Origin of the sequence: Pseudomonas sp. Root569 (genome assembly GCF_001427465.1) — a bacterium.
Classification (GTDB): Bacteria; Pseudomonadota; Gammaproteobacteria; order Pseudomonadales; family Pseudomonadaceae; genus Aquipseudomonas; species Aquipseudomonas synxantha.
On sequence record NZ_LMGQ01000024.1, the window covers coordinates 57,491 to 78,490 of the forward strand.

At 61.1% G+C, this 21,000-nt stretch carries 16 protein-coding genes; 12 read left to right on the forward strand and 4 right to left on the reverse strand.

All coding sequences use genetic code 11. The annotated features are described in order from the left end of the window. Positions 1-59 precede the first annotated feature (59 nt). The 4 genes from speA to ASD70_RS17900 form a co-directional block, all read right to left on the reverse strand. Positions 60-1,973, reverse strand: a complete 1,914-nt coding sequence (gene speA, locus ASD70_RS17885) for an arginine decarboxylase (RefSeq protein ID WP_046070724.1) — start codon at positions 1,971-1,973, stop codon at positions 60-62. Positions 1,974-2,115: 142 nt separating this feature from the next. Next, positions 2,116-2,487 carry a translation initiation factor Sui1 gene (locus ASD70_RS17890; protein ID WP_056847061.1) on the reverse strand — a complete coding sequence of 124 codons (372 nt, stop codon included), beginning with the start codon at positions 2,485-2,487 and terminating at the stop codon, positions 2,116-2,118. 181 nt (positions 2,488-2,668) lie between these two features. Then, on the reverse strand, positions 2,669-3,205 hold the full coding sequence (locus ASD70_RS17895) for an NUDIX hydrolase (protein WP_046070723.1): 537 nt from the start codon (positions 3,203-3,205) through the stop codon (positions 2,669-2,671). A gap of 2 nt (positions 3,206-3,207) precedes the next feature. Next, complete coding sequence (locus ASD70_RS17900; protein ID WP_046070722.1) at positions 3,208-4,275, reverse strand: DUF2333 family protein; 1,068 nt, start codon at positions 4,273-4,275, stop codon at positions 3,208-3,210. A 298-nt stretch (positions 4,276-4,573) separates the two neighbouring features. Here ASD70_RS17900 and ASD70_RS17905 point away from each other — a divergent pair, with 298 nt between their 5' ends. The 12 genes from ASD70_RS17905 to ASD70_RS17960 all read left to right on the forward strand — a co-directional run bounded on the left by ASD70_RS17905 (position 4,574) and on the right by ASD70_RS17960 (position 20,868). Continuing rightward, positions 4,574-6,244 (forward strand): response regulator, encoded by a 1,671-nt coding sequence (locus ASD70_RS17905; RefSeq protein WP_046070721.1) that lies wholly within the window; start codon positions 4,574-4,576, stop codon positions 6,242-6,244. Positions 6,245-6,297: 53 nt separating this feature from the next. Further along, the gene (locus ASD70_RS17910; RefSeq protein WP_056847062.1) at positions 6,298-8,259 is read left to right on the forward strand and encodes a methyl-accepting chemotaxis protein; all 1,962 of its coding nucleotides are present in this window, start codon (positions 6,298-6,300) and stop codon (positions 8,257-8,259) included. Positions 8,260-8,556: 297 nt separating this feature from the next. After that, the gene (aroQ, locus tag ASD70_RS17915) at positions 8,557-9,012 is read left to right on the forward strand and encodes a type II 3-dehydroquinate dehydratase (RefSeq protein WP_056847063.1); all 456 of its coding nucleotides are present in this window, start codon (positions 8,557-8,559) and stop codon (positions 9,010-9,012) included. 24 nt (positions 9,013-9,036) lie between these two features. Beyond that, the gene (gene accB / locus ASD70_RS17920) at positions 9,037-9,501 is read left to right on the forward strand and encodes an acetyl-CoA carboxylase biotin carboxyl carrier protein (protein WP_056847064.1); all 465 of its coding nucleotides are present in this window, start codon (positions 9,037-9,039) and stop codon (positions 9,499-9,501) included. Positions 9,502-9,518: 17 nt separating this feature from the next. Continuing rightward, a complete protein-coding gene (gene accC, locus ASD70_RS17925) occupies positions 9,519-10,880 on the forward strand; it encodes an acetyl-CoA carboxylase biotin carboxylase subunit (RefSeq protein WP_046070717.1) in 1,362 nt (453 codons plus the stop codon). 277 nt (positions 10,881-11,157) lie between these two features. Next, a complete protein-coding gene (gene prmA, locus ASD70_RS17930) occupies positions 11,158-12,036 on the forward strand; it encodes a 50S ribosomal protein L11 methyltransferase (RefSeq protein WP_046070716.1) in 879 nt (292 codons plus the stop codon). A gap of 30 nt (positions 12,037-12,066) precedes the next feature. Then, positions 12,067-13,332 carry a DUF3426 domain-containing protein gene (locus ASD70_RS17935; protein ID WP_056847065.1) on the forward strand — a complete coding sequence of 422 codons (1,266 nt, stop codon included), beginning with the start codon at positions 12,067-12,069 and terminating at the stop codon, positions 13,330-13,332. Positions 13,333-13,517: 185 nt separating this feature from the next. After that, the gene (dusB, locus tag ASD70_RS17940) at positions 13,518-14,531 is read left to right on the forward strand and encodes a tRNA dihydrouridine synthase DusB (protein WP_046070714.1); all 1,014 of its coding nucleotides are present in this window, start codon (positions 13,518-13,520) and stop codon (positions 14,529-14,531) included. Further along, entirely contained in the window at positions 14,528-14,848 is a 321-nt protein-coding gene (gene fis, locus ASD70_RS17945; RefSeq protein WP_043049474.1) for a DNA-binding transcriptional regulator Fis, read from the forward strand. Before dusB ends, fis begins: the two co-directional genes overlap by 4 nt. 81 nt (positions 14,849-14,929) lie before the next feature. Further along, positions 14,930-16,537, forward strand: a complete 1,608-nt coding sequence (gene purH, locus ASD70_RS17950; protein WP_056847066.1) for a bifunctional phosphoribosylaminoimidazolecarboxamide formyltransferase/IMP cyclohydrolase — start codon at positions 14,930-14,932, stop codon at positions 16,535-16,537. 149 nt (positions 16,538-16,686) lie between these two features. Then, positions 16,687-17,979, forward strand: a complete 1,293-nt coding sequence (purD, locus tag ASD70_RS17955; protein ID WP_056847067.1) for a phosphoribosylamine--glycine ligase — start codon at positions 16,687-16,689, stop codon at positions 17,977-17,979. A 117-nt stretch (positions 17,980-18,096) separates the two neighbouring features. After that, the gene (locus ASD70_RS17960; protein ID WP_046070711.1) at positions 18,097-20,868 is read left to right on the forward strand and encodes a hybrid sensor histidine kinase/response regulator; all 2,772 of its coding nucleotides are present in this window, start codon (positions 18,097-18,099) and stop codon (positions 20,866-20,868) included. The last annotated feature ends 132 nt before the right edge of the window (positions 20,869-21,000 follow it).

Here is a 21,000-nt window from a genome sequence, read left to right on the forward strand (position 1 = left end):
AGTCAACAGATTCATTGACTGATCCACCGCTATCGGGAGCAAGCCCCCTCCCACATATATTACGAGGACAGGTACGAAGAACGGGTCAAGCCCAGGCGCAACGCATCCAGGAACTGGGTACGCTCAGACGCGGAGATCTTCGCACTCGCACACTTGTCGCGGTAATGGGTCATCAACTCCTCCGGCGACAAGTGCACATAGCGCAGCATGTCTTCGATGGTGTCGTGGGTCTCGATCCCGGCGCTGTACACCGAGCCGTCTTCACGCTGGTAGATGTTCACCGAGTCGGTGTCACCGAACAGGTTGTGCATGTCACCGAGGATTTCCTGGTAAGCGCCCACCAGGAAGATGCCCAGCAGGTAGTCCTCGCCTTCGTTCAAGGCGTGCACCGGCAAGCTGGTCTCGATGCTCTGCTCGTCGACGTATTGCTTGATCTTGCCGTCGGAGTCGCAGGTCAAGTCCTGCAATACCGCACGGCGCAGCGGCTCTTCGTCGAGGCGATGCAGCGGCAGGATCGGCAGGACCTGGCCGATGGCCCAGGTATCCGGCAGGCTCTGGAACACCGAGAAGTTGCAGATGTACTTGTCGGCCAGCTTGTCGTTGAGTTCGTCCAGCACCTGGCGGTGCGAGCGCTGGCGGGCTTTCAGCGAGTTGTGCAGGCGGCGGCACACGGCGAAGTAGCACTGTTCGGCCAGGGCTTTTTCCGCCAGGGTCAGCTTGCCATCGGCGTACTGGGTGGCCACGTCGCTCATGTAGTGGGTGGCGCGCCAGTAGGTTTCGGTGACCATCTCGATGTCGGTCGGGCCCAGCAGGTCCACCAGCCATTGCACGGTTTCCGGCAGGCTTTCCTTGTTTTCGATGAGCGGGATTTCGTCGTTGTGTTTCTCGACGTCCGTCACCTGCACCACCAGCATGGCGTGGTGAGCGGTCAGGGAGCGGCCGCTTTCGGAGAAGATGTTCGGGTGCGGCAGGCTCTGCGCATCGCAGAATTCCTTGAGCATGCCCACGACCACGCCGGCGTAGTCGTCCATGTCGTAGTTGATCGAGCTGGCGTTACGCGAGTGGGTACCGTCGTAGTCCACACCCAGTCCGCCGCCGACGTCGATATGGTCCACCGGCAGTCCAAGATTGCGCAGTTCGCCGTAGTAACGGATGGCTTCCTTGAACCCGTGCTGGTAGTCGGCCAGGTTGGCGATCTGCGAGCCCATGTGGAAGTGCAGCAGGCGGATGCCCTGGTCCAGGCCGGCGGCGCGGAAGCGCTCGACCACCGACAGCAGCTGTGCCGCCGACAGACCGAACTTGGATTTCTCGCCACCGGTGTCCGCCCATTTGCTCGACGCCAGGGACGACAAGCGCACGCGCAGGCCGACCTGGGGCTTGACCTTGAGGCTCGCCGCCTCTTCGATCACCAGTTCAACTTCGGATTCCTTCTCGATCACGATGAACACATTGTGGCCGAGCTTCTGGCCCATCAGCGCCAGGCGGATGAACTCGCGGTCTTTATAACCGTTGCAGACGATGGTGCCGCCCTTCGGCGCCAGGGCCAGCACCGCCAGCAGCTCAGGCTTGGAGCCGGCTTCCAGGCCGATGGAGACGTTCTGGGTGGCGATGATGTTCTCGATCACCGCTTCCTGCTGGTTCACCTTGATCGGGTACAACGCGGTGTATTTGCTCTGGTATTCCAAGCGCTCGATGTTGGCATCGAAGGCGCCGGTCAACTGGCGCACGCGGTCTTGCAGGATATCGGGGAAGCGCACCAGCAGCGGCAATGACAGGCCGCTCTTGCGCAGCTCATCGACCTGCTCATAGAGGTCGACGGGCGTGCTGTTCGGGCCGTTCGGACGGACTTCTACGCGACCGGCTTCATTGATCGCGAAATACCCGGCCCCCCAATGGCGAATCCCGTAAACACTGCGGCTGTCCGCAACTGTCCATTGGCTGCCATCGTCTTTGCGTGTGCGTCGTACGGACATCGAAGTCCCCTATAAATGAAGGCGAAGGCGCTACCTCTCACGGAGGCTGGCGCAGTCTAAAGAATGAAAATGACGATTTGCCTGTGAACAGGGTAGACCCCACTCCCCGGACAGAGTTTAGATACAGGTTGGGAAGAGGCTTTCAGCCGCCGGACTTCTTGGCCTTGTACCCGAGCTTGATCAACTCGGCCAACAGCAGTTCGACGTGGTCACCCTGGATCTCGATAACCCCGTCTTTCAACGCGCCACCGGTGCCACAGCGCTTTTTCAGCGTGGTGGCCAGCTCCTTTAGCGCATCTTCAGCCAGAGGCACGCCGGTGACGGTGGTCACCGTCTTGCCGCCACGGCCTTTGCTCTCGCGGCGCACACGGGCAATACCGTCGCCTTCGGGGATCAGGGTCTGTTTGCAGATGCAGGCGTCCACGGGCTGACGACAGTCCGGGCAGTGTCGACCTGCGTCGGTGGAAAATACCAGGCCACCCAGGGCGGCGAAGGATGCGGCTTTTTTGGCCACCGGCAATCCTCTTCGGAGGATGAAGACTGATCGGCGCCGCACAAGACGGTGACCGACCGCGAAGCCCCACTCAGGCAGGGGCAGCGCTACCGAACCGCAAAATGGTTCGGGTGAAAAGGCGCGCAGTGTAACGACAAAAAGCCCGGTTGCTAAGAGCCAAATGGCGCCAATTTATGCAACTTTAGCGACGCGAGGCCAGATAGCGCCGCAGACCTTCTTGGGCGTCCGGGCAGTAGGGCTTTTGTGCGGCCTCCTGCTGGATGGTTTCGATGGTTAAAAACCGTGCTTCCATCACCTCTTCGGGCTGCAGCCGCAGAGGCCCATCCCACACCGCGGAGTAAGATTTGCACCAAAGCCGGCTGTCACCATCTTCGAAATAGAAGTGGTCATGCTCGATCAATGGCACACCGCTGACACCCAGCTCTTCTTCCAGCTCTCGGGCTGCCGACAACGCGTAAGACTCACCGGCCGCCACCATGCCGCCCGCCGCCGTATCCCAGAACCCGGGATACAACGCCTTGCTCAAGGTGCGCCGATGCACGCACAGCTCGCCTTGGGAATTGAACAGGAAGATAAAGGTGCAACGGCCGATCAGGCCGAGCTTACGAAGGTCAGACCTGACGCGGTGGCCAAGCAGATTGTCCTGCTCGTCGACCCAGCAGATCAGTTCAGCGTCGGAAGCCGCACGGTGTGCGGCTTCCCTTGAGGAAGCATCCATCATCAACCCTGGTTGAGGAGCTGACGCAAATCGATCACTGCAGCGTTTGCCCGGGAAATATAGTTGGCCATCACCAGCGAATGGTTCGCCAGTACACCGAAGCCACTGCCATTGAGAATCATAGGACTCCAAACCGGTTCCTGCGAGGCCTCCAGCTCACGAATGATCTGGCGCACGCTGACGGTGGCGTTTTTCTTGGCCAGCACGTCAGCAAAGTCGACTTCGATGGCGCGCAGCAGATGGGACAGGGCCCACGCCTGGCCACGGGCTTCGTAGAACACGTTGTCGATCTGCATCCATGGGGTTTCCACCACTTCCTCATCGACCTGCGGCACTTCGCCCGGCGCCAGCGCCTCGGTTTTCAGTGCAGTGTTCAGCTTGACCCGACCCACGCTGGCCGACAGGCGTTGGGATAAGGAGCCCAAACGGGTGGCGACATCGCCCAACCAGTTGTTCAGGTTATCGGCACGCGCATAAAACAGCGCGCCGCGCTGGTTCGGGTCAGACAGGCGCGCTTCGTAGCGGCTCAAGGAATTGATGCCTTCCTGGTATTCCGACTCACTGGATGGCAGCACCCAGCTCTTGTTATCAAAGTTGAAGCGCGGCTCAGCCTTGGCCAGATCGGCGTCTTCAGCCGACTGCGACTGTGAGCGGGCAAAATCTTTACGCAGGGCACGGGTCAGGTCACGGACCTGCACCAGCACGCCATATTCCCAGCTCGGCATGTTGTCCATCCACAAGCCAGGTGGGAAACGATCATTGGAAATGTAGCCGCCAGGCTTGTTCAGCAGAGTGCCGACCACGGTCTTGAGGGTCTCGACGGTGGTGTAGCCCACCACCATCTGCTTGCCTTCCTTCTCGGCGGCAAGCTGGGCGTTTTGCTGGACCGGAAACAGCGCCGGCTCCTGGCTCCAGTACCAACCCAGGCCACCGGTGACCAGCAGGTACAAGCAGATCACGCTGAGCAAGGCTCGGCTCATCAGCAGGTTGCGAAAATAGCTGCGGTTGGCCGACTTGGGCTCAGGGGCGGGGCCTTTGGCACTGCCTGCACGGTTTTTCCAGTCCAGCATGGCGATATCCTTTCAATCACTTGAGTTCATGCACGTCAATTGTCCGGGTGCGTTCACACACTCCGACCACAACCCTACCCCATCGTGCCCATCGGTGCGGGGCTTTTCCGCGAAAGTGGCGCACAACGGCGATTCGACTATAAAGGATGCACGCTTTTTACGCTGTGCGACCAGCAGGTCGATAACCGAATGCCGGGCGCACGTACTTAATTGACGTATGACACTCATGCAATAGACAAGAGGTGCTAGCATAGAGCCATCAGTCGACCTCAGCATGCACCCTCACAGTAGTCAGGATATGACCGAGCCAGAAGACCCCAGCCGCGAGCGGCTCAAGCAGCATTTTGCCCAGCGGGTAATTCATCAGGCACGTCAAATTCTTGAGATCTGGCAGCGCCTGCAGCGTAGCGAATGGTCCAACGCCGATTTCTCCGAGCTCAGCGAAGCCAACCTGCGCCTGCTGCGCTTTGCCGAGCGTTTCGAACAGCCCGAACACAGCCAGCTGGCCCGGCATATCGGTGAATCCCTGCAAGCCGTGGACGAAAACCGCGGCCGCCTGAGCAGCCAGTTGATTACCGAGCTCAACCGCTTGATGCAGCGCTTGTCCCGCACCGGCCTGCGCCAGGGCGATCAACTTGAGCAAACCTTCCTGCCGCCGATGCGCAAGCCCATCTACGTGATGCTCGCTGACTATGATCGCGCCGAGCGCCTGGCCAAGCAGCTGGAATTCTTTGGCATGAGCGCCCAGTCCCTGGACAGTGTCGCGGCCTTTCGCGCTTCCATGGCCGAGCGCCTGCCGTCAGCGATTGTCATGGATGTGGACTTCTGCGGCACAGGCCTGGGCCTCAAGCTCGCGGCCGAAGCCCAGGAGGGCCTGGAGCAAAAGCTGCCGCTGCTGTTTTTCAGCCTGCACGAAACCGACACCCCGACACGCCTGGCCGCCGTGCGCGCTGGCGGCGAGGAATTCCTCACCGGCACCCTGGAAGCCTCCAGCCTGCTGGAAAAGATCGAAGTGCTCACGTGCATTGCCCAGTACGAGCCGTACAAGGTGCTGATCATTGATGACTCGCGGGCCCAGGCGCTGCATACAGAACGCCTGCTCAACAGCGCCGGCATTGTCACCCGCACCTTGATCGAACCGATCCAGGCCATGGCCGAGCTGGCGGATTTCCAGCCCGACCTGATCATCCTCGACATGTATATGCCTGCCTGTACCGGCACCGAACTGGCCAAGGTGATCCGCCATAACGACCGCTATGTCAGCGTGCCGATCATCTACCTGTCGGCCGAAGACGACCTGGATAAACAACTGGACGCGATGAGTGAAGGCGGCGACGACTTCCTCACCAAGCCGATCAAGCCGCGCCACCTGATCACCACCGTGCGCAACCGCGCAGCGCGTGCGCGTAACTTGAAGGCACGGATGGTGCGCGACAGCCTGACCGGGCTATACAACCATACGCATATCCTGCAATTGCTCGAAGACTGCAGCTTCCGCGCCCGCCGCGAAAACAAGCCGCTGAGCTTTGCCATGCTGGATATCGACCACTTCAAGCGGGTCAATGACAGCCACGGCCACCCCATGGGCGATCGCGTGATCAAGAGCCTGGCGCTGTTTCTCAAGCAGCGTCTGCGCAAGACCGACTATATAGGCCGTTATGGCGGTGAAGAATTCGCCATCGTCATGCCCGACACCGACCTGGAATCGGCCTGCAAGGTGCTGGACGATATCCGCGGGCGCTTTGCAGAAATCCACTACCCCGCCCAACCCCAGGATTTGTGGTGCACCTTCAGCGCCGGCCTGGTGGAGCTGTGCGACGACTCCGACAGCCTGATGATGGCCGCTCAGGCCGATGAAGCGCTGTACCGCGCCAAGGGCGCCGGGCGTAACCGTGTACAAGCGGCTCGCACATCAAAGCAAAGTGCCATCTTTTCACCAGAATCCACCGAATCGGTCATAACTCTGTAACGCAGGCGCAATAACTTCAGGCACTTATCTTTTGCCGTCGGTTGAAACCCTGCATGCGCCTCAAGCTGCTGACCAATCTCAATACCCTTCTGCTGGTCGCCGTTTGCCTGGCCCTCGGCGCGACGCTTTGGTGGTCGCAACGGGCGCTGGAGCGTCCGTATTTATTGATGGAGCGCTACCTGGGCCTGTCCCAGGTGTTTCAAAACCAGGCTGCACGTAATATCGACGACTACCTGGCCAGCGGCGATGCCCTGCGCCTGAGCGCTGCCAGCCAGAGCCTGGAAAGCCTGTTGCAGCAACTCGCCGAGCTGCCGGCCGAGCTGGCGCAAACCCTGCGCCCCAGCCTGGCGGACCTGGAAACCTTCAGCAAGACAGACCTTCTGGCCGCCGGCAAACTGGCCGGCGACCCGCAAGCGCTGCTGTTGCAGGCCGAACGCGAACTGGGGGCAAACCTGGAGCAACTGAGCCAATACGCCAGCAGCGTCAATAGCGCCGATGCAGCGCGCTACCTGCCAGCGCTGCTCGCCGCCTCGCAGCATCTGGGCAAGCTGTCCCTGGCCCGGGACAAGCTGGTGAGCAGTGGCCGCGCCGAGCTGGCCGATGAGGTGGAACGAGAGATCGCCAATATCCGCACCCAAGCCGACCTGCTGGGGCAATTGCCGTTGCTTGGGGTAAAGGCCAGCGCCGAATCCAACACCGACGATTTCTCTGCACTGATGGGCCTGGAAAACACCGAAAAAACCGAAGCCCAGGACACTGGCGTCGACCTCAAGCGCGAACTCAACAGCCTGCTGACCCGCTACCCTGCCGAACTCCAGCGCACCCGCGAGCAGATCCAGCAACGCGCCGACCTCGCCGCCGGCACCCAGCTGAAAATCGCCAGCGTGCAGCAAGCCATCGCCGGCCTGGAGCCGGTGGTGCGCGCGCAACACGCCAGGATCCAGGGCGAAGTACGCGTCATCCAGGGCGTTATGATTGGCCTGATCCTGCTGATCGCCCTGCTGATCGACACCCTGCAACGCCGCCTGGCTCGCGTACTGACCAACCTGGCACCGGCCTTGTCTACCTGGGCCGAAGGCGACTTCAGCCAGCCCATTGCCTTGGGCAGGACCAACCGTGAACTGCACGCTATTGAAGCCTCCCTCAACCGTTTGCGCGCCTACCTGGTGGACCTGGTGGGCACCATTCGTGGCAACGCCGAAGAAGTCGCCGGCAGCAGCCGCGCTCTGGCCGAACTGAGCAGCGGCCTGCACGACGGCGCCGAACGCCAGGCCGGCGACACCGCGCAGATCCGTGATTCCCTGGGCGAACTGGAAGCCACCATCCAGCAGGTAGCCGGTGATGCCAGCCAGGCCGCCGGCGCCAGTCGCAGCGCCGGCCAGGCGGTGGAGCAAGGCCAGCGGGTGATCGGCCTGAGCCTGACCGGGCTGCATGCCCTGGTGGGTGAAGTGCAGCAAAATGCGCAGATGATCGAGAAACTCGCAGAAGAATCCGCCACCATCGGCGGTGTGCTTACGGTGATTCGCTCGATTGCCGACCAGACCAACCTGCTGGCCCTTAACGCCGCCATCGAAGCCGCCCGTGCCGGTGAAGCCGGGCGTGGTTTCGCCGTGGTGGCCGACGAGGTTCGCTCCCTGGCCCAACGCACCGCCGGCGCCACCGCCGAAATCCAGGGCCTGATCGCCGGCCTGCAAACCGCCGCCCATCAATCGGTGCAAGGCATGCGTGCCCAGGTCGAACACGCCGAAGCCACCGCCCAGCAAGCCCAGGCGGCGGATGGCGCGCTGGATGAAATCGTCGGGGCGATCCAGACGATTTCCGAGACTGCGGTGCGCATCGCCGATGTGACCGCGCAGCAGAGTGGGGCCGTGAGTGAGATTCGCGATAACAGTGAGCGGATTCATCAGTTAGGTGAGGACAACCTGCTACGTATTGGGCAGGGGCGCAGCCAGGGTGAACACCTGCTGGTGCTGGGTGGGCAGCTCAACACAGCTGTGCAGGCATTCCGCGTTTAGCACGATCTATCACACTGTGGAGATCAAAATGTGGGAGGGGGCTTGCCCCCGAAAGCAGTGTGTCAGGCTCAGTATCTGTAGCTGATCCACCGCTATCAGGGGCAAGCCCCCTCCCACATTTGCCCTCCTGTGTTTTATGGATCGTGTTGCCAATGACCAGACCACGCCACTTGGTCACATACTTTGCGCAATCCTCGCTAATCGTGCTGCCTACTGCATAGAACTGGACAGTCACAAAGGCTTTGCGGCATAGTCGCCGGGTTCTGCCGCACCCACACCCATAACAAGGAACAGCCGATGGCGACCTTACTGGTTCTGCACGGACCCAACCTGAACCTGCTTGGCACCCGCGAACCGGGCGTCTACGGGGCAGTGACCCTCGACCAGATCAACCTTGACCTGGAAAAACGGGCCCGTGAAGCCGGCCACCGTTTGCTCTACCTGCAAAGCAATGCCGAGTACGAATTGATTGATCGCATCCATGCCGCGCGTGGCGAAGGTGTGGACTTTATTCTGATCAATCCCGCCGCTTTTACACACACAAGCGTTGCATTACGTGACGCGTTGCTGGCGGTGAGCATCCCATTCATCGAAGTGCATTTGTCCAACGTGTACAAACGCGAACCTTTCCGCCATCACTCTTACTTCTCCGACGTAGCGGTAGGAGTGATCTGCGGCCTTGGCGCCAGCGGTTACCGACTGGCCCTGGAGGCCGCCCTGGAACAGCTTGAAGAACAGGCCAAGCGCCCCTGACCGACCCTTGGGAGTTGATGATTCATGGATATCCGTAAAGTTAAGAAACTGATCGAACTGCTGGAAGAATCCGGTATCGACGAGCTGGAAATCAAGGAAGGCGAAGAGTCCGTACGGATCAGCCGTCACAGCAAGACCCCGGCCCAACAGTTCTACGCGCCGCAGATGCAAGCACCGGCTCCAGCCGCTGCCGCCCCTGCTGCCGCCGCACCCGCCGCTGCTGCACCTGCCGCTCCGGCCGCACCTGCGCTGAACGGTTTCGTGGTCAAGTCGCCCATGGTCGGTACGTTCTACCGCACCCCGGCACCGACCTCGCCAGCCTTCGTTGAAGTGGGCAAGACCGTGAAAGTGGGCGACACCATCTGCATCGTTGAAGCGATGAAGATGATGAACCACATCACGGCCGAAAAAGCCGGCGTCATCGAATCCATCCTGGTGGAAAACGGTCAGCCGGTTGAGTACGACCAGCCGCTGTTCACCATCGTTTGAACCGCGGAGCACCTTCGATGTTGAAACCTGCGAAGAAACTGCAAAAAGTCCTGATCGCCAACCGCGGCGAGATCGCGCTGCGTATCCTGCGCGCCTGTAAGGAAGAGGGCATCAAGACCGTCGCTGTTTACTCGACGGCCGATACCGAATTGATGCACGTGAAACTGGCGGACGAAAGCATCTGCATCGGCCCGCCACTGGCCGCGAACTCGTACCTGAAGGTCTCGAACATCATCGCCGCGGCCGAAGTGACCGGCGCCGATGGCATCCACCCGGGCTACGGCTTCCTCGCGGAAAACGCCGATTTCGCCGAACAGGTGGAAAAATCCGGGTTTGCCTTCATCGGCCCGAAAGCCGAAACCATTCGCCTGATGGGCGACAAGGTGTCGGCCAAGGACGCCATGATCGCGGCCGGCGTGCCAACCGTTCCAGGCTCGGACGGCCCGCTGCCGGAAGACGAGGCAACCGCCCTGCGCATTGGTCGCGAAGTCGGTTATCCGGTGATCATCAAGGCCGCCGGTGGCGGTGGTGGTCGCGGCATGCGCGTGGTACACAAGGAAGAAGACCTGATCGAAGCCGCCAAGCAGACCCGCTCTGAAGCGGGCGCCTGGTTCGGCAACCCGATGGTCTACCTGGAAAAATACCTGACCAACCCACGTCACGTGGAAGTCCAGGTACTGTCCGACGGCCAGGGCCACGCCATCCACCTGGGCGACCGCGATTGCTCGCTGCAACGTCGTCACCAAAAGGTATTGGAAGAAGCCCCGGCACCGGGCCTCGACGAAAAAGCCCGCCAGGAAGTCCTGGCTCGTTGCGTCAAGGCGTGCATCGACATCAACTACCGTGGCGCCGGCACCTTCGAGTTCCTCTACGAGAACGGTCGTTTCTACTTCATCGAGATGAACACTCGTGTGCAGGTAGAGCACCCGGTATCGGAGATGGTCACCGGTATCGACATCGTCAAGGAGATGCTCAGCATCGCCGCCGGTAACGTGCTGTCCTTCACCCAGGACGACGTGAAGATGCACGGTCACTCCCTGGAGTGCCGCATCAATGCCGAAGACCCGAAAACCTTTATCCCAAGCCCTGGCCTGGTCAAGCATTTCCACGCGCCAGGCGGCAACGGCGTACGTGTGGATTCGCACCTGTACAGCGGCTACAAGGTTCCGTCCAACTACGACTCGTTGATCGGCAAGCTGATCACCTGGGGCGCCACCCGCGACGAGGCCATGGCCCGTATGCGCAACGCCCTGGACGAAATCGTGGTCGACGGCATCAAGACCAACATCCCGCTGCACCGGGACCTGGTACGCGATGAAGGCTTCTGCGAAGGTGGTGTGAACATTCACTACCTGGAACACAAGCTGGCCAACCAGTAAGTGCTCCACCCAACAAAGCCGCCTTCGGGCGGTTTTGTTGTTTCTGCACACCTGTTTTCCAGGATGGACACTGTCCAAATGTGGGAGGGGGCTTGCTCCCGATTGCAGTGTGTCAGCCTCAGTATCTGTAACTGATCCACCGCTATCGGGAGCAAGCCCCCTCCCACATTTGGTCCGCGCTCATTCAGTAATGTCGTCTTCTGCCGTCCGCTCGCGTAAACTTGCGCGCTTTCGCGGCCTACTCGCTGCACATTCATTTTTTTCAAAGGTGCCCGCCATGCCTTGGCTGCAAGTCCGTCTCGCCATCAGCCCAGAACAAGCCGAAACCTACGAAGACGCGTTCCTCGAAGTGGGCGCCGTATCGGTGACCTTCATGGATGCCGAAGACCAGCCGATCTTCGAACCTGAACTCAACACCACGCCGCTGTGGTCCCACACCCATTTGCTGGCCCTGTTCGAAGACGGCACCGAAGCCACCAGCGTTCTGGCCCATATGGAGCTGCTCACCGGCGCGCCGCTGCCAGAGCATCACAGCGAAGTCATCGAAGACCAGGACTGGGAACGCAGCTGGATGGATAACTTCCAGCCCATGCGCTTCGGCCAGCGCCTGTGGATCGTGCCAAGCTGGCACGCCGCTCCTGAACCCGAGGCGGTCAACCTGCTGCTGGATCCGGGCCTGGCGTTCGGCACCGGCACCCATCCCACCACTGCCCTGTGCCTGGAATGGCTGGACGGCCAGGACCTGACCGACTGCAATGTGCTGGATTTCGGCTGTGGCTCGGGCATCCTGGCGATCGCCGCCCTGCTGCTGGGCGCCAAGGAGGCCGTGGGCACCGATATCGATGTGCAGGCCCTGGAAGCCTCCCGCGATAACGCCGGGCGCAATCAAATCCCCGAAGGCAAATTCCCACTCTACCTGCCGGAAGATCTGCCGCAGGTACAGGCCGATGTGCTGGTTGCCAATATCCTCGCTGGGCCATTGGTTGCCCTGGCGCCGCAATTGTCCAGCCTGGTCAAGCCCGGCGGCCGCCTGGCGCTGTCGGGTATCCTCGCCGAACAAGGTGAAGACGTCGCGGCAGCCTACGCCCAGGACTTCGAACTGGACCCGATCGCCAACCGTGATGGCTGGGTACGCATCAGTGGTCGTCGGCGCTAGAATGAGCGCTTGCCTGAATCGGATGACCGCATGACCGACAGCTTCGTCACCCAGTGCCCGCACTGCCAAGCCCGTTTCCGCGTCAACCATGCCCAGTTGAGCGTGGCCCGTGGCGTGGTGCGCTGCGGCTCGTGCCTGCAAGTGTTCAACGCCGCTCGCCAGTTGCTCGAGCAACGCGCCCATGCGCCTGCACCGCAACCGGAGCTGCCGGCTGACGACGAGCCAGCCGATAGATCGACTGTCGAAGCGACACCCGAGCCAGCGCAGGCAATCAGCCAGAAGCAATGGGCGGCCCAAGCGCTGGACCTGGACAACCTGGACCTTGACCAGGAACTGGCCAAGCTGGAGCGTCGCGAGATCCAGCACACCCAGGCATTGGGTGCGGAACGTCGCCAACCAGGCGCCGAGCGTCGGCAAAAGGAAGAGTCCTTCAGTGCCAGCCGCAATACGGTCAAGGCGGAAGAAGAAAAATGGGCTGCCAGCCTGTTCAGCGAACCACCCGAGGAGCGGGCCCAGGTACCTGAAGACCTGGCAGAGCCGACCAGGGCACCCGCATCCAAACAGCGCACAGAACCATCCATGTCGGCCCATACCGACGACCTCGGCGACCAGCCGCGGCTGGACGCCGCCCCTGGCGATGACGACCGCGACCCGCCGCTGACACCTGTCACCGATGTGGAAGGTGAGCCTGAATCCGACGAGCGCCCACAGTCACGCCGCAAACGCCCGCGCCCAGAAGTCGCCTTACACGACGACCTGCTCCAGGACCTGGAAGACGATCCGCTGCACTTGTATGCGCAGAAACGTCCGTCAGGCTGGGGCCGCCGCTTGATCTGGATACTGCTGGTAGTGCTCGCCGCCGCAGCCCTGGCAGGCCAGTACATTGCCTACCAATTCGACGAACTGGCTCGTCAGGACGCCTACCGTCCGTGGTTCCAGGAACTGTGCCCGAAACTGGGCTGTACCGTGCCATCGCGGGTCGATATTGCCCATATCAAGAGCAGCAACCTGGTGGTACGCAGCCATCCGGAGTTCGCCGGGGCGCTGGTGGTGGATGCGATCATCTATAACCGTGCGACCTTCTCCCAGCCCTTCCCACTGCTGGAACTACGCTTTGCGGACTTGAACGGCAGCCTGATTGCCAGTCGTCGTTTCAAACCTGCCGAATACCTCAGCGGTGAGTTGGCCGGCGTCAGCGAAATGCCTTCGCAGACGCCGATCCACATCTCCCTGGACATACTCGACCCAGGTAACAAGGCCGTGAACTACAGCCTGAGCTTCCATTCGCCCGAGTGAACCGGCGCATATGTCGAGGTTTGACGGCGGATTATTGACTTTTGCGCCATCGACCAAACCGATGGCAATAAAAAAGCAACTGTTCAGATTTTATCCAATTCAGCCTTTAACCAGTCATCGAGAGCGGGTATCATGCCAACCCTTTTTCGAACTCTAATGATCCGGCCCCACAACAGGGAAGTCCTATGTCGGCGGTACGCATCGGCCCATACACATTGCAGAACGGCTTGATCCTCGCCCCGATGGCGGGCGTCACCGACCAGCCCTTTCGTCAGCTGTGCAAACGTTTGGGCGCGGGTCTAGTAGTCTCTGAAATGGTTACCAGCGACATGAGTCTGTGGAACACCCGCAAGTCGCGGATGCGCATGATCCACGAAGGTGATCCCGAGCCACGCTCGGTGCAGATCGCCGGGGGTGACGCGCAGATGCTGGCGGAGGCCGCCCGCGCCAATGTGGAGTTGGGTGCGCAAATTATTGATATCAACATGGGCTGCCCGGCCAAGAAGGTCTGCAACAAGGCCGCCGGTTCCGCCTTGTTGAAGGATGAGCAGTTGGTCGCCGAGATCCTGCAGGCCGTTGTCGCCGCAGTGGATGTGCCGGTGACCCTGAAGATTCGTACCGGTTGGGATCGGGACAACAAGAATGGCCTGACCGTGGCGAAGATCGCTGAACAGGCAGGTATTACAGCGCTGGCGGTGCATGGCCGCACCCGCGCCGACCTTTACACCGGTGAAGCCGAGTACGACACCATTGCCGCGATCAAGCAGGCCGTGTCGATGCCGGTATTTGCCAATGGCGACATCGACTCCGCCGAGAAAGCCCGGCGCGTACTGCACGCGACCGGCGCCGATGGTTTGTTGATTGGCCGGGCCGCCCAGGGGCGACCGTGGATTTTTCGTGAGATCGAGCATTTCCTGCGTACTGGCGAAGTATTGCCGGCACCGGGACTGAACGAGGTGGAACATATTCTGCTAGAGCATCTGGCCGCCCTGCACGCCTTCTATGGGGATGTGATGGGGGTTCGCATTGCTCGCAAGCATGTCGGCTGGTATCTCGCCACCTTGCCGGGCGCCAAGGAATTCCGCGCCCAGTTCAATCGTTTGGATGAAACGCAGGCACAGGTCGCCACCGTTCGTGAGTTTTTTGCCGAACGTGACAAGAGCCTGGGAACAGGGGATGGAGAAGGGGTGGCCGCATGACGACGATGACCGAGACTTTAGTGAGTGGAACAACACCCGTGAGCGACAACGTCAATTTGAAACAGCACCTCAATACGCCTAGCGAAGAAGGCCAGACCCTTCGCGGGAGTGTCGAGAAGGCGCTGCACAATTATTTCGCCCACCTTGAGGGCGCTTCCGTCACGGACGTGTACAACCTGGTGCTCTCCGAAGTCGAGGCGCCCTTGCTCGAAAGCGTGATGAACTACGTCAAGGGCAACCAGACCAAAGCCAGTGAGCTGCTGGGCCTCAACCGTGGGACCTTGCGCAAAAAGCTCAAGCAGTACGATTTGCTGTAAGCATTCAATCAAACCAGAAAGGCGCCCGCGTAAAACCGGTCGCCTTTTTTGCTGACTCCTTTGCTTTTGATGGAAATTGAAATGACCGACCAGACTACCCGCCTGCCGATCCGCCGCGCCTTGATCAGTGTTTCCGACAAGACCGGGATCCTCGAATTTGCCCGGGAGCTGGAAGCCCTGGGTGTGGAAATCCTCTCCACGGGCGGGACCTTCAAACTGCTGCAGGACAACGGCGTGGCCGCAGTAGAAGTGGCGGACTACACCGGTTTCGCAGAAATGATGGACGGTCGCGTCAAGACCCTGCACCCGAAAATCCACGGCGGCATCCTCGGCCGTCGCGGCATCGACGACGCCATCATGAACGAGCACGGCATCAAGCCGATCGATCTGGTGGCCGTCAACCTCTACCCGTTCGAAGCCACTATCAACAAGCCAGGCTGCGACCTGCCGACCGCCATCGAAAACATTGATATCGGCGGCCCGACCATGGTTCGCTCGGCTGCTAAGAACCATAAGGACGTGGCCATCGTGGTCAACGCCGGCGACTACGCCCAGGTTCTGGAAAGCCTCAAGGCCGGTGGCCTGACCTACGCCCAGCGCTTCGACCTGATGCTCAAGGCGTTCGAACACACCGCCGCCTATGACGGCATGATCGCCAACTACATGGGCACCGTGAACCAGGCGGCTGACACCCTGAGCACAGAAGATCGCAGCCAGTTCCCGCGCACCTTCAACAGCCAGTTCATCAAGGCCCAGGAAATGCGCTACGGCGAGAACCCGCACCAGAGCGCGGCGTTCTACGTGGAAGCCAAGCCTGCCGAAGTGGGCATCGCCACCGCGACCCAGCTGCAAGGCAAAGAACTTTCCTACAACAACGTGGCCGACACCGACGCTGCGTTGGAATGCGTGAAGAGCTTCGTCAAGCCGGCCTGCGTGATCGTCAAGCATGCCAACCCGTGCGGCGTCGCCGTCAGCCCGGACGCTGAGGGCGGTATCCGCCAGGCGTATGAACTGGCCTACGCCACCGACACCGAATCTGCGTTCGGTGGCATCATCGCCTTCAACCGCGAGCTGGACGCCGAGACCGCCAAGGCCATCGTCGAGCGCCAGTTCGTCGAAGTGATCATCGCCCCAAGCGTCAGTGAAGAAGCCCGCGCCATCGTCGCCGCTAAGGCCAATGTGCGCCTGCTGGCCTGCGGCGAGTGGTCAGCCGAGCGCGCATCTGCCTGGGACTACAAGCGCGTCAACGGCGGCCTGCTGGTACAGAGCCGCGACATCGGCATGATCGGCAGCCAGGACCTGAAAGTGGTCACCAAGCGCGCGCCGACCGAGCAAGAGATCAACGACCTGATCTTCGCCTGGAAAGTGGCCAAGTACGTCAAGTCCAACGCCATTGTCTATGCCAAGAACCGCCAGACCATCGGTGTCGGTGCCGGCCAGATGAGCCGCGTGAACTCGGCGCGTATCGCCGCGATCAAGGCTGAACACGCCGGTTTGCAGGTGGTGGGTTCGGTCATGGCTTCCGACGCGTTCTTCCCCTTCCGCGATGGTTTGGACAATGCCGCAAAAGCTGGCGTGACCGCCGTGATCCAACCGGGTGGTTCGATGCGTGATGCCGAGGTGATTGCAGCGGCTGATGAAGCCGGCATCGCCATGGTCTTCACCGGCATGCGCCACTTCCGCCACTAACAGCACCGCTTCTCTACTGTAGGAGCGAGCTTGCTCGCGAAAAACTCAAAAACGCCACGGGGTGTCAGTTTCCCCTCGTCATCGTTGGCGATCTTCGCGAGCAAGCTCGCTCCTACAGAGAAGCACAGCGTTTCTCTGAGGTTTTTGAAATGAATGTTTTGATCATTGGCAGCGGTGGCCGTGAACACGCCCTGGCCTGGAAAGTCGCCCAGGACCCACGGGTCCAGAAAGTCTTCGTTGCCCCCGGGAACGCCGGCACCGCCATCGAAGCCAAGTGCGAAAACGTCGCCATCGACGTATTGGCCCTGGAGCAACTGGCAGACTTTGCCGAGAAGAACGTTTCCCTGACTATCGTCGGCCCGGAAGTGCCATTGGTGGCCGGCGTCGTCGACCTCTTCCGCAGTCGTGGCCTGGATTGTTTCGGCCCCACTGCCGGTGCCGCCCAGCTGGAAGGCTCGAAAGCCTTCACCAAGGACTTCCTGGCGCGTCACAAGATCCCCACCGCCGACTACCAGAACTTCACCGAGATCGAGCCTGCCCTGGCTTACCTGCGTGAAAAAGGCGCGCCGATTGTGATCAAGGCCGATGGCCTGGCTGCCGGTAAAGGCGTGATCGTCGCCATGACCCTGCAGGAAGCCGAAGACGCCGTGCGCGACATGCTCGCCGGCAATGCCTTTGGTGACGCCGGTTCCCGTGTGGTCATCGAGGAGTTCCTCGACGGCGAAGAAGCCAGCTTTATCGTGATGGTCGATGGCAAAAACGTGCTGCCAATGGCCACCAGCCAGGACCACAAGCGCGTCGGTAACGGCGACAGCGGCCCGAACACCGGCGGTATGGGCGCTTACTCCCCGGCGCCGGTGGTGACCAGCCAAGTGCACCAACGCGTCATGGACCTGGTGATCTGGCCGACCGTGCGCGGCATGGCCGACGAAGGTAACGTCTACACCGGCTTCCTCTACGCCGGCTTGATGATCGATAAAGCCGGTAACCCGAAAGTCATCGAGTTCAACTGCCGCTTCGGCGATCCGGAAACCCAACCGGTGATGCTGCGCCTGCAATCGAGCCTGGTGCTGCTGGTGGAAGCTGCACTGGCCCAGGCGCTGGACAAGGTCGAAGCGCAATGGGACCCACGTCCCAGCGTCGGCATCGTGCTGGCTGCCGGCGGTTACCCTGCCGATTATGCCAAGGGCGATGTGATCGAAGGCCTGGACGCGGCCGCTGGCTTGGAAGGCAAAGTGTTCCATGCAGGCACCGCGCTCAAGGACGGCAAAGTTGTAACCGCAGGTGGCAGAGTGTTGTGTGCCACCGCGATGGGTGCCAGTGTCGATGCCGCGCAACAGCAGGCGTACAAGCTGGCCGCGAAAATCGACTGGAAAGGCTGCTTCTACCGCACTGACATTGGCTACCGCGCCATTGCCCGTGAACGTGGTGAGAACAGCTGAGCAGCTACACTTCAAGTAGCTATCCGTTCGGTTAGGTAAGGGCCTCTGGCCCTTGCCGTACACATGTCGCCCCGCGCATAGTTAACCCGTGCAATCAACCTACGAAGGGATTTCGCCGTGCGCTGGCTCAGGATCGCCATAGGTTTCACCGTCAGTCTGCTGACCCTGCTCTGCTTGTTCCCGGCCCAGGCCGCCGCGCAAGGCAGTGGTTGGGCAGTATTGCTTGACGAACAGGCCGACCTGCAACTGAGCGACATCCGTTCCGCCCGCTACACCAATCAATTCAGCCCCATCGAACTGGACCGGATCACTGCCGCGCAGCCGGACGGTGCGCTGTGGGTGCGCTTCAGGCTGCAGCCGGGCAAGCACGAGCAAGTGCTGCGGGTCTTTGCGCCAGACCTGTCCAGCCTGAGCCTGTATGTGCTGGACGGCGACACCCTGGTAGAGCAACAGACCACCGGCACGCGCCAGCCCCAGTCTGAACGCCCGCTGCCCAGCAGCGACTTCATGCTGCCGATGCCCCAGAGCCCGCGCCCCCTTGAGGTGTACCTGCGGCTGGTCTCGGAACACGAGTTGCGCCCCTACATCACCCTGGAACCGGCCGTACTGGCTGCCGCCAACCAGAACCAGACACTGATCTATGGCTTGCTGTTCGGCGTGCTGCTGATGTTGATCCTGCACAACCTCACGCGCTTCGCCTACCATCGCTCGCGCAGCAGCCTGTGGCTGGCCGCCTGTGAACTCCTGTTGATGCTCAGCCTGGCGCTGCTCCTCAACCTGGTAGGGCCATGGCTGCCGAACTGGCATGCGATCCAGACACCCGGCGCATACCTTGCCCTGCTGCTGACCGCCCCCTGCGGCTTGATGTTTGCCTACCGCTTCTTCATGCCCCTGGGCCCGCACCCACTGAACAAACTGCTGATGGCCGACATACTGCTGATCGTGCTATCCGGCTTGCTGCTGTTGTTCGTCAATACCCTGCCACTGAATATCATCACCTATGCGCTTGTGGCGCTGGCCGGCCTGAGCATGCTGTTTGTCTCGGCCTACCACTGGCAGCAAGGCTACCGCCCGGCGCGCCTGTTCGTGGCGGCGATGGTGGTGTTCAACATCGGCACGCTGATCATCCTGCCCGCCCTGCTCGGCCTGACACTGGTGGCGCCGCAAGGCTTGATCGTCACCCTGCTGGGCTTTATCTGCATCAGCGGCCTGCTAATGAGCCTGGCCCTTGGCGAGCGCCAACGCGCGATTGTCGAAACCCGCTTCAGCCTCAGCCGAGACCTGGCAGCCAGCAACGCCGAGATCGCCGCCAAGGCCGAGTTCCTGGCGAAGATCAGCCACGAGATCCGCACGCCCATGAACGGCGTGCTAGGCATGACCGAATTGCTGCTGGGCACGCCGTTGTCGGTCAAGCAACGCGACTACGTGCAGACCATCCACAGCGCCGGTAACGAATTGCTCACCCTGATCAACGAGATCTTGGATATCTCCAAGCTCGAGTCCGGCCAGATCGAACTGGATGATGTGCAATTCGACCTCAATGCGTTGATCGACGACTGCCTGAGTATCTTCCGCGCCAAGGCCGAGCAGCAGAATGTCGAGCTGATCAGCTTTATCCAGCCCCAGGTGCCGCGGGTGATCAGCGGTGACCCGACGCGCCTGCGCCAAGCGTTGCTGAGCCTGCTGGAAAACGCCCTGCACAAGACCGATGAAGGCGAAGTACTGATCGTTGTCGCCCTGGACGAGCGCAGCACCAAGCCACGCCTGCGCATTGCCGTGCAGGACAGCGGCCTGCCCATGGAAGCCGCCGAACGCGACGCCCTGCTGCACAGTGAACTGCACAGCAAGAACTTCCTCTCGGCGACGCGCTTGAGCGGCCACCTGGGCCTGGTGATCGCTCGCCAACTGATCCTGTTGATGAACGGCGAGTTCGGTATCAAGAGCGGCAGTCATCAGGGCAGCACCTTGTGGCTGACCCTGCCGCTGGACCCGGAACGCCTGGAACACCCGACCTCCGACCTCGACGGCCCACTCAAGGACGCGCGCGTGCTGGTGGTGGACGATAACGACACCTGCCGCAAAGTGCTGGTACAGCAATGTACCGCCTGGGGCCTGAACGTCAGCGCCGTGCCTTCCGGCAAGGAGGCCCTGGCCCTGTTGCGCACCAAGGCGCACCTGCGCGATTACTTCGACGTGGTGCTGCTCGACCAGAACATGCCCGGCATGACCGGCATGCAACTGGCAGCGAAGATCAAGGAAGACCCGAGCCTGAACCATGACATCCTGCTGATCATGCTCACCGGCATCAGTAACGCGCCGAGCAAAATCATTGCGCGTAATTGCGGGATCAAGCGCATCCTCGCCAAGCCGGTGGCCGGTTATACCCTCAAGACCACCCTGGCCGACGAACTGACCCAGCGCAGCAAAGGCGCGGCCTTTCCACGCCCGGTCCCCAGCGCACCGGCAGCCGTGAGCGTGCCCAGCGATTTCCGCATCCTGGTGGCCGAAGACAACAGCATCTCCACCAAAGTGATACGCGGCATGCTCGGCAAGCTCAACCTCAACCCGGACACCGCCAGCAATGGCGAAGAAGCGCTCGAAGCGATGAAAGCCCAGCGTTATGACCTGGTGTTGATGGACTGTGAGATGCCGATCCTTGATGGTTTCTCTGCCACGCAGCAACTGCGGGCGTGGGAAGTCAGCCACCAACGCGTACGTACGCCAGTGGTGGCGCTCACCGCGCATATCCTCTCGGAACACAAGGAGCGCGCACGCCAGGCCGGCATGGACGGACATATGGCCAAGCCGGTGGAGTTGTCGCAGTTGCGTGAGCTGGTGGACTATTGGGTAGCGCAGCGCCAACAGCGTCCGGAACATGCGCCCTCATGATCTAAAATGCGATCAAATGTGGGAGGGGGCTTGCTCCCGATAGCAGTGGGTCAGTCAGCATATTTGTTACTGACACAGCGCTATCGTGGGCAAGCCCCCTCCCACATTTGATCTCTGCCGCCTGATAGACTG

Excerpts from the sequence above, each read along its gene's own strand:
- speA (WP_046070724.1), bottom strand. The coding sequence starts at position 1,973 with ATGTCCGTACGACGCACACGCAAAGACGATGGCAGCCAATGGACAGTT.
- ASD70_RS17895 (WP_046070723.1), bottom strand. The coding sequence starts at position 3,205 with ATGGATGCTTCCTCAAGGGAAGCCGCACACCGTGCGGCTTCCGACGCT.
- ASD70_RS17900 (WP_046070722.1), bottom strand. The coding sequence starts at position 4,275 with ATGCTGGACTGGAAAAACCGTGCAGGCAGTGCCAAAGGCCCCGCCCCT.
- ASD70_RS17905 (WP_046070721.1), top strand. The coding sequence starts at position 4,574 with ATGACCGAGCCAGAAGACCCCAGCCGCGAGCGGCTCAAGCAGCATTTT.
- ASD70_RS17910 (WP_056847062.1), top strand. The coding sequence starts at position 6,298 with ATGCGCCTCAAGCTGCTGACCAATCTCAATACCCTTCTGCTGGTCGCC.
- aroQ (WP_056847063.1), top strand. The coding sequence starts at position 8,557 with ATGGCGACCTTACTGGTTCTGCACGGACCCAACCTGAACCTGCTTGGC.
- accB (WP_056847064.1), top strand. The coding sequence starts at position 9,037 with ATGGATATCCGTAAAGTTAAGAAACTGATCGAACTGCTGGAAGAATCC.
- accC (WP_046070717.1), top strand. The coding sequence starts at position 9,519 with ATGTTGAAACCTGCGAAGAAACTGCAAAAAGTCCTGATCGCCAACCGC.
- prmA (WP_046070716.1), top strand. The coding sequence starts at position 11,158 with ATGCCTTGGCTGCAAGTCCGTCTCGCCATCAGCCCAGAACAAGCCGAA.
- ASD70_RS17935 (WP_056847065.1), top strand. The coding sequence starts at position 12,067 with ATGACCGACAGCTTCGTCACCCAGTGCCCGCACTGCCAAGCCCGTTTC.
- dusB (WP_046070714.1), top strand. The coding sequence starts at position 13,518 with ATGTCGGCGGTACGCATCGGCCCATACACATTGCAGAACGGCTTGATC.
- fis (WP_043049474.1), top strand. The coding sequence starts at position 14,528 with ATGACGACGATGACCGAGACTTTAGTGAGTGGAACAACACCCGTGAGC.
- purH (WP_056847066.1), top strand. The coding sequence starts at position 14,930 with ATGACCGACCAGACTACCCGCCTGCCGATCCGCCGCGCCTTGATCAGT.
- purD (WP_056847067.1), top strand. The coding sequence starts at position 16,687 with ATGAATGTTTTGATCATTGGCAGCGGTGGCCGTGAACACGCCCTGGCC.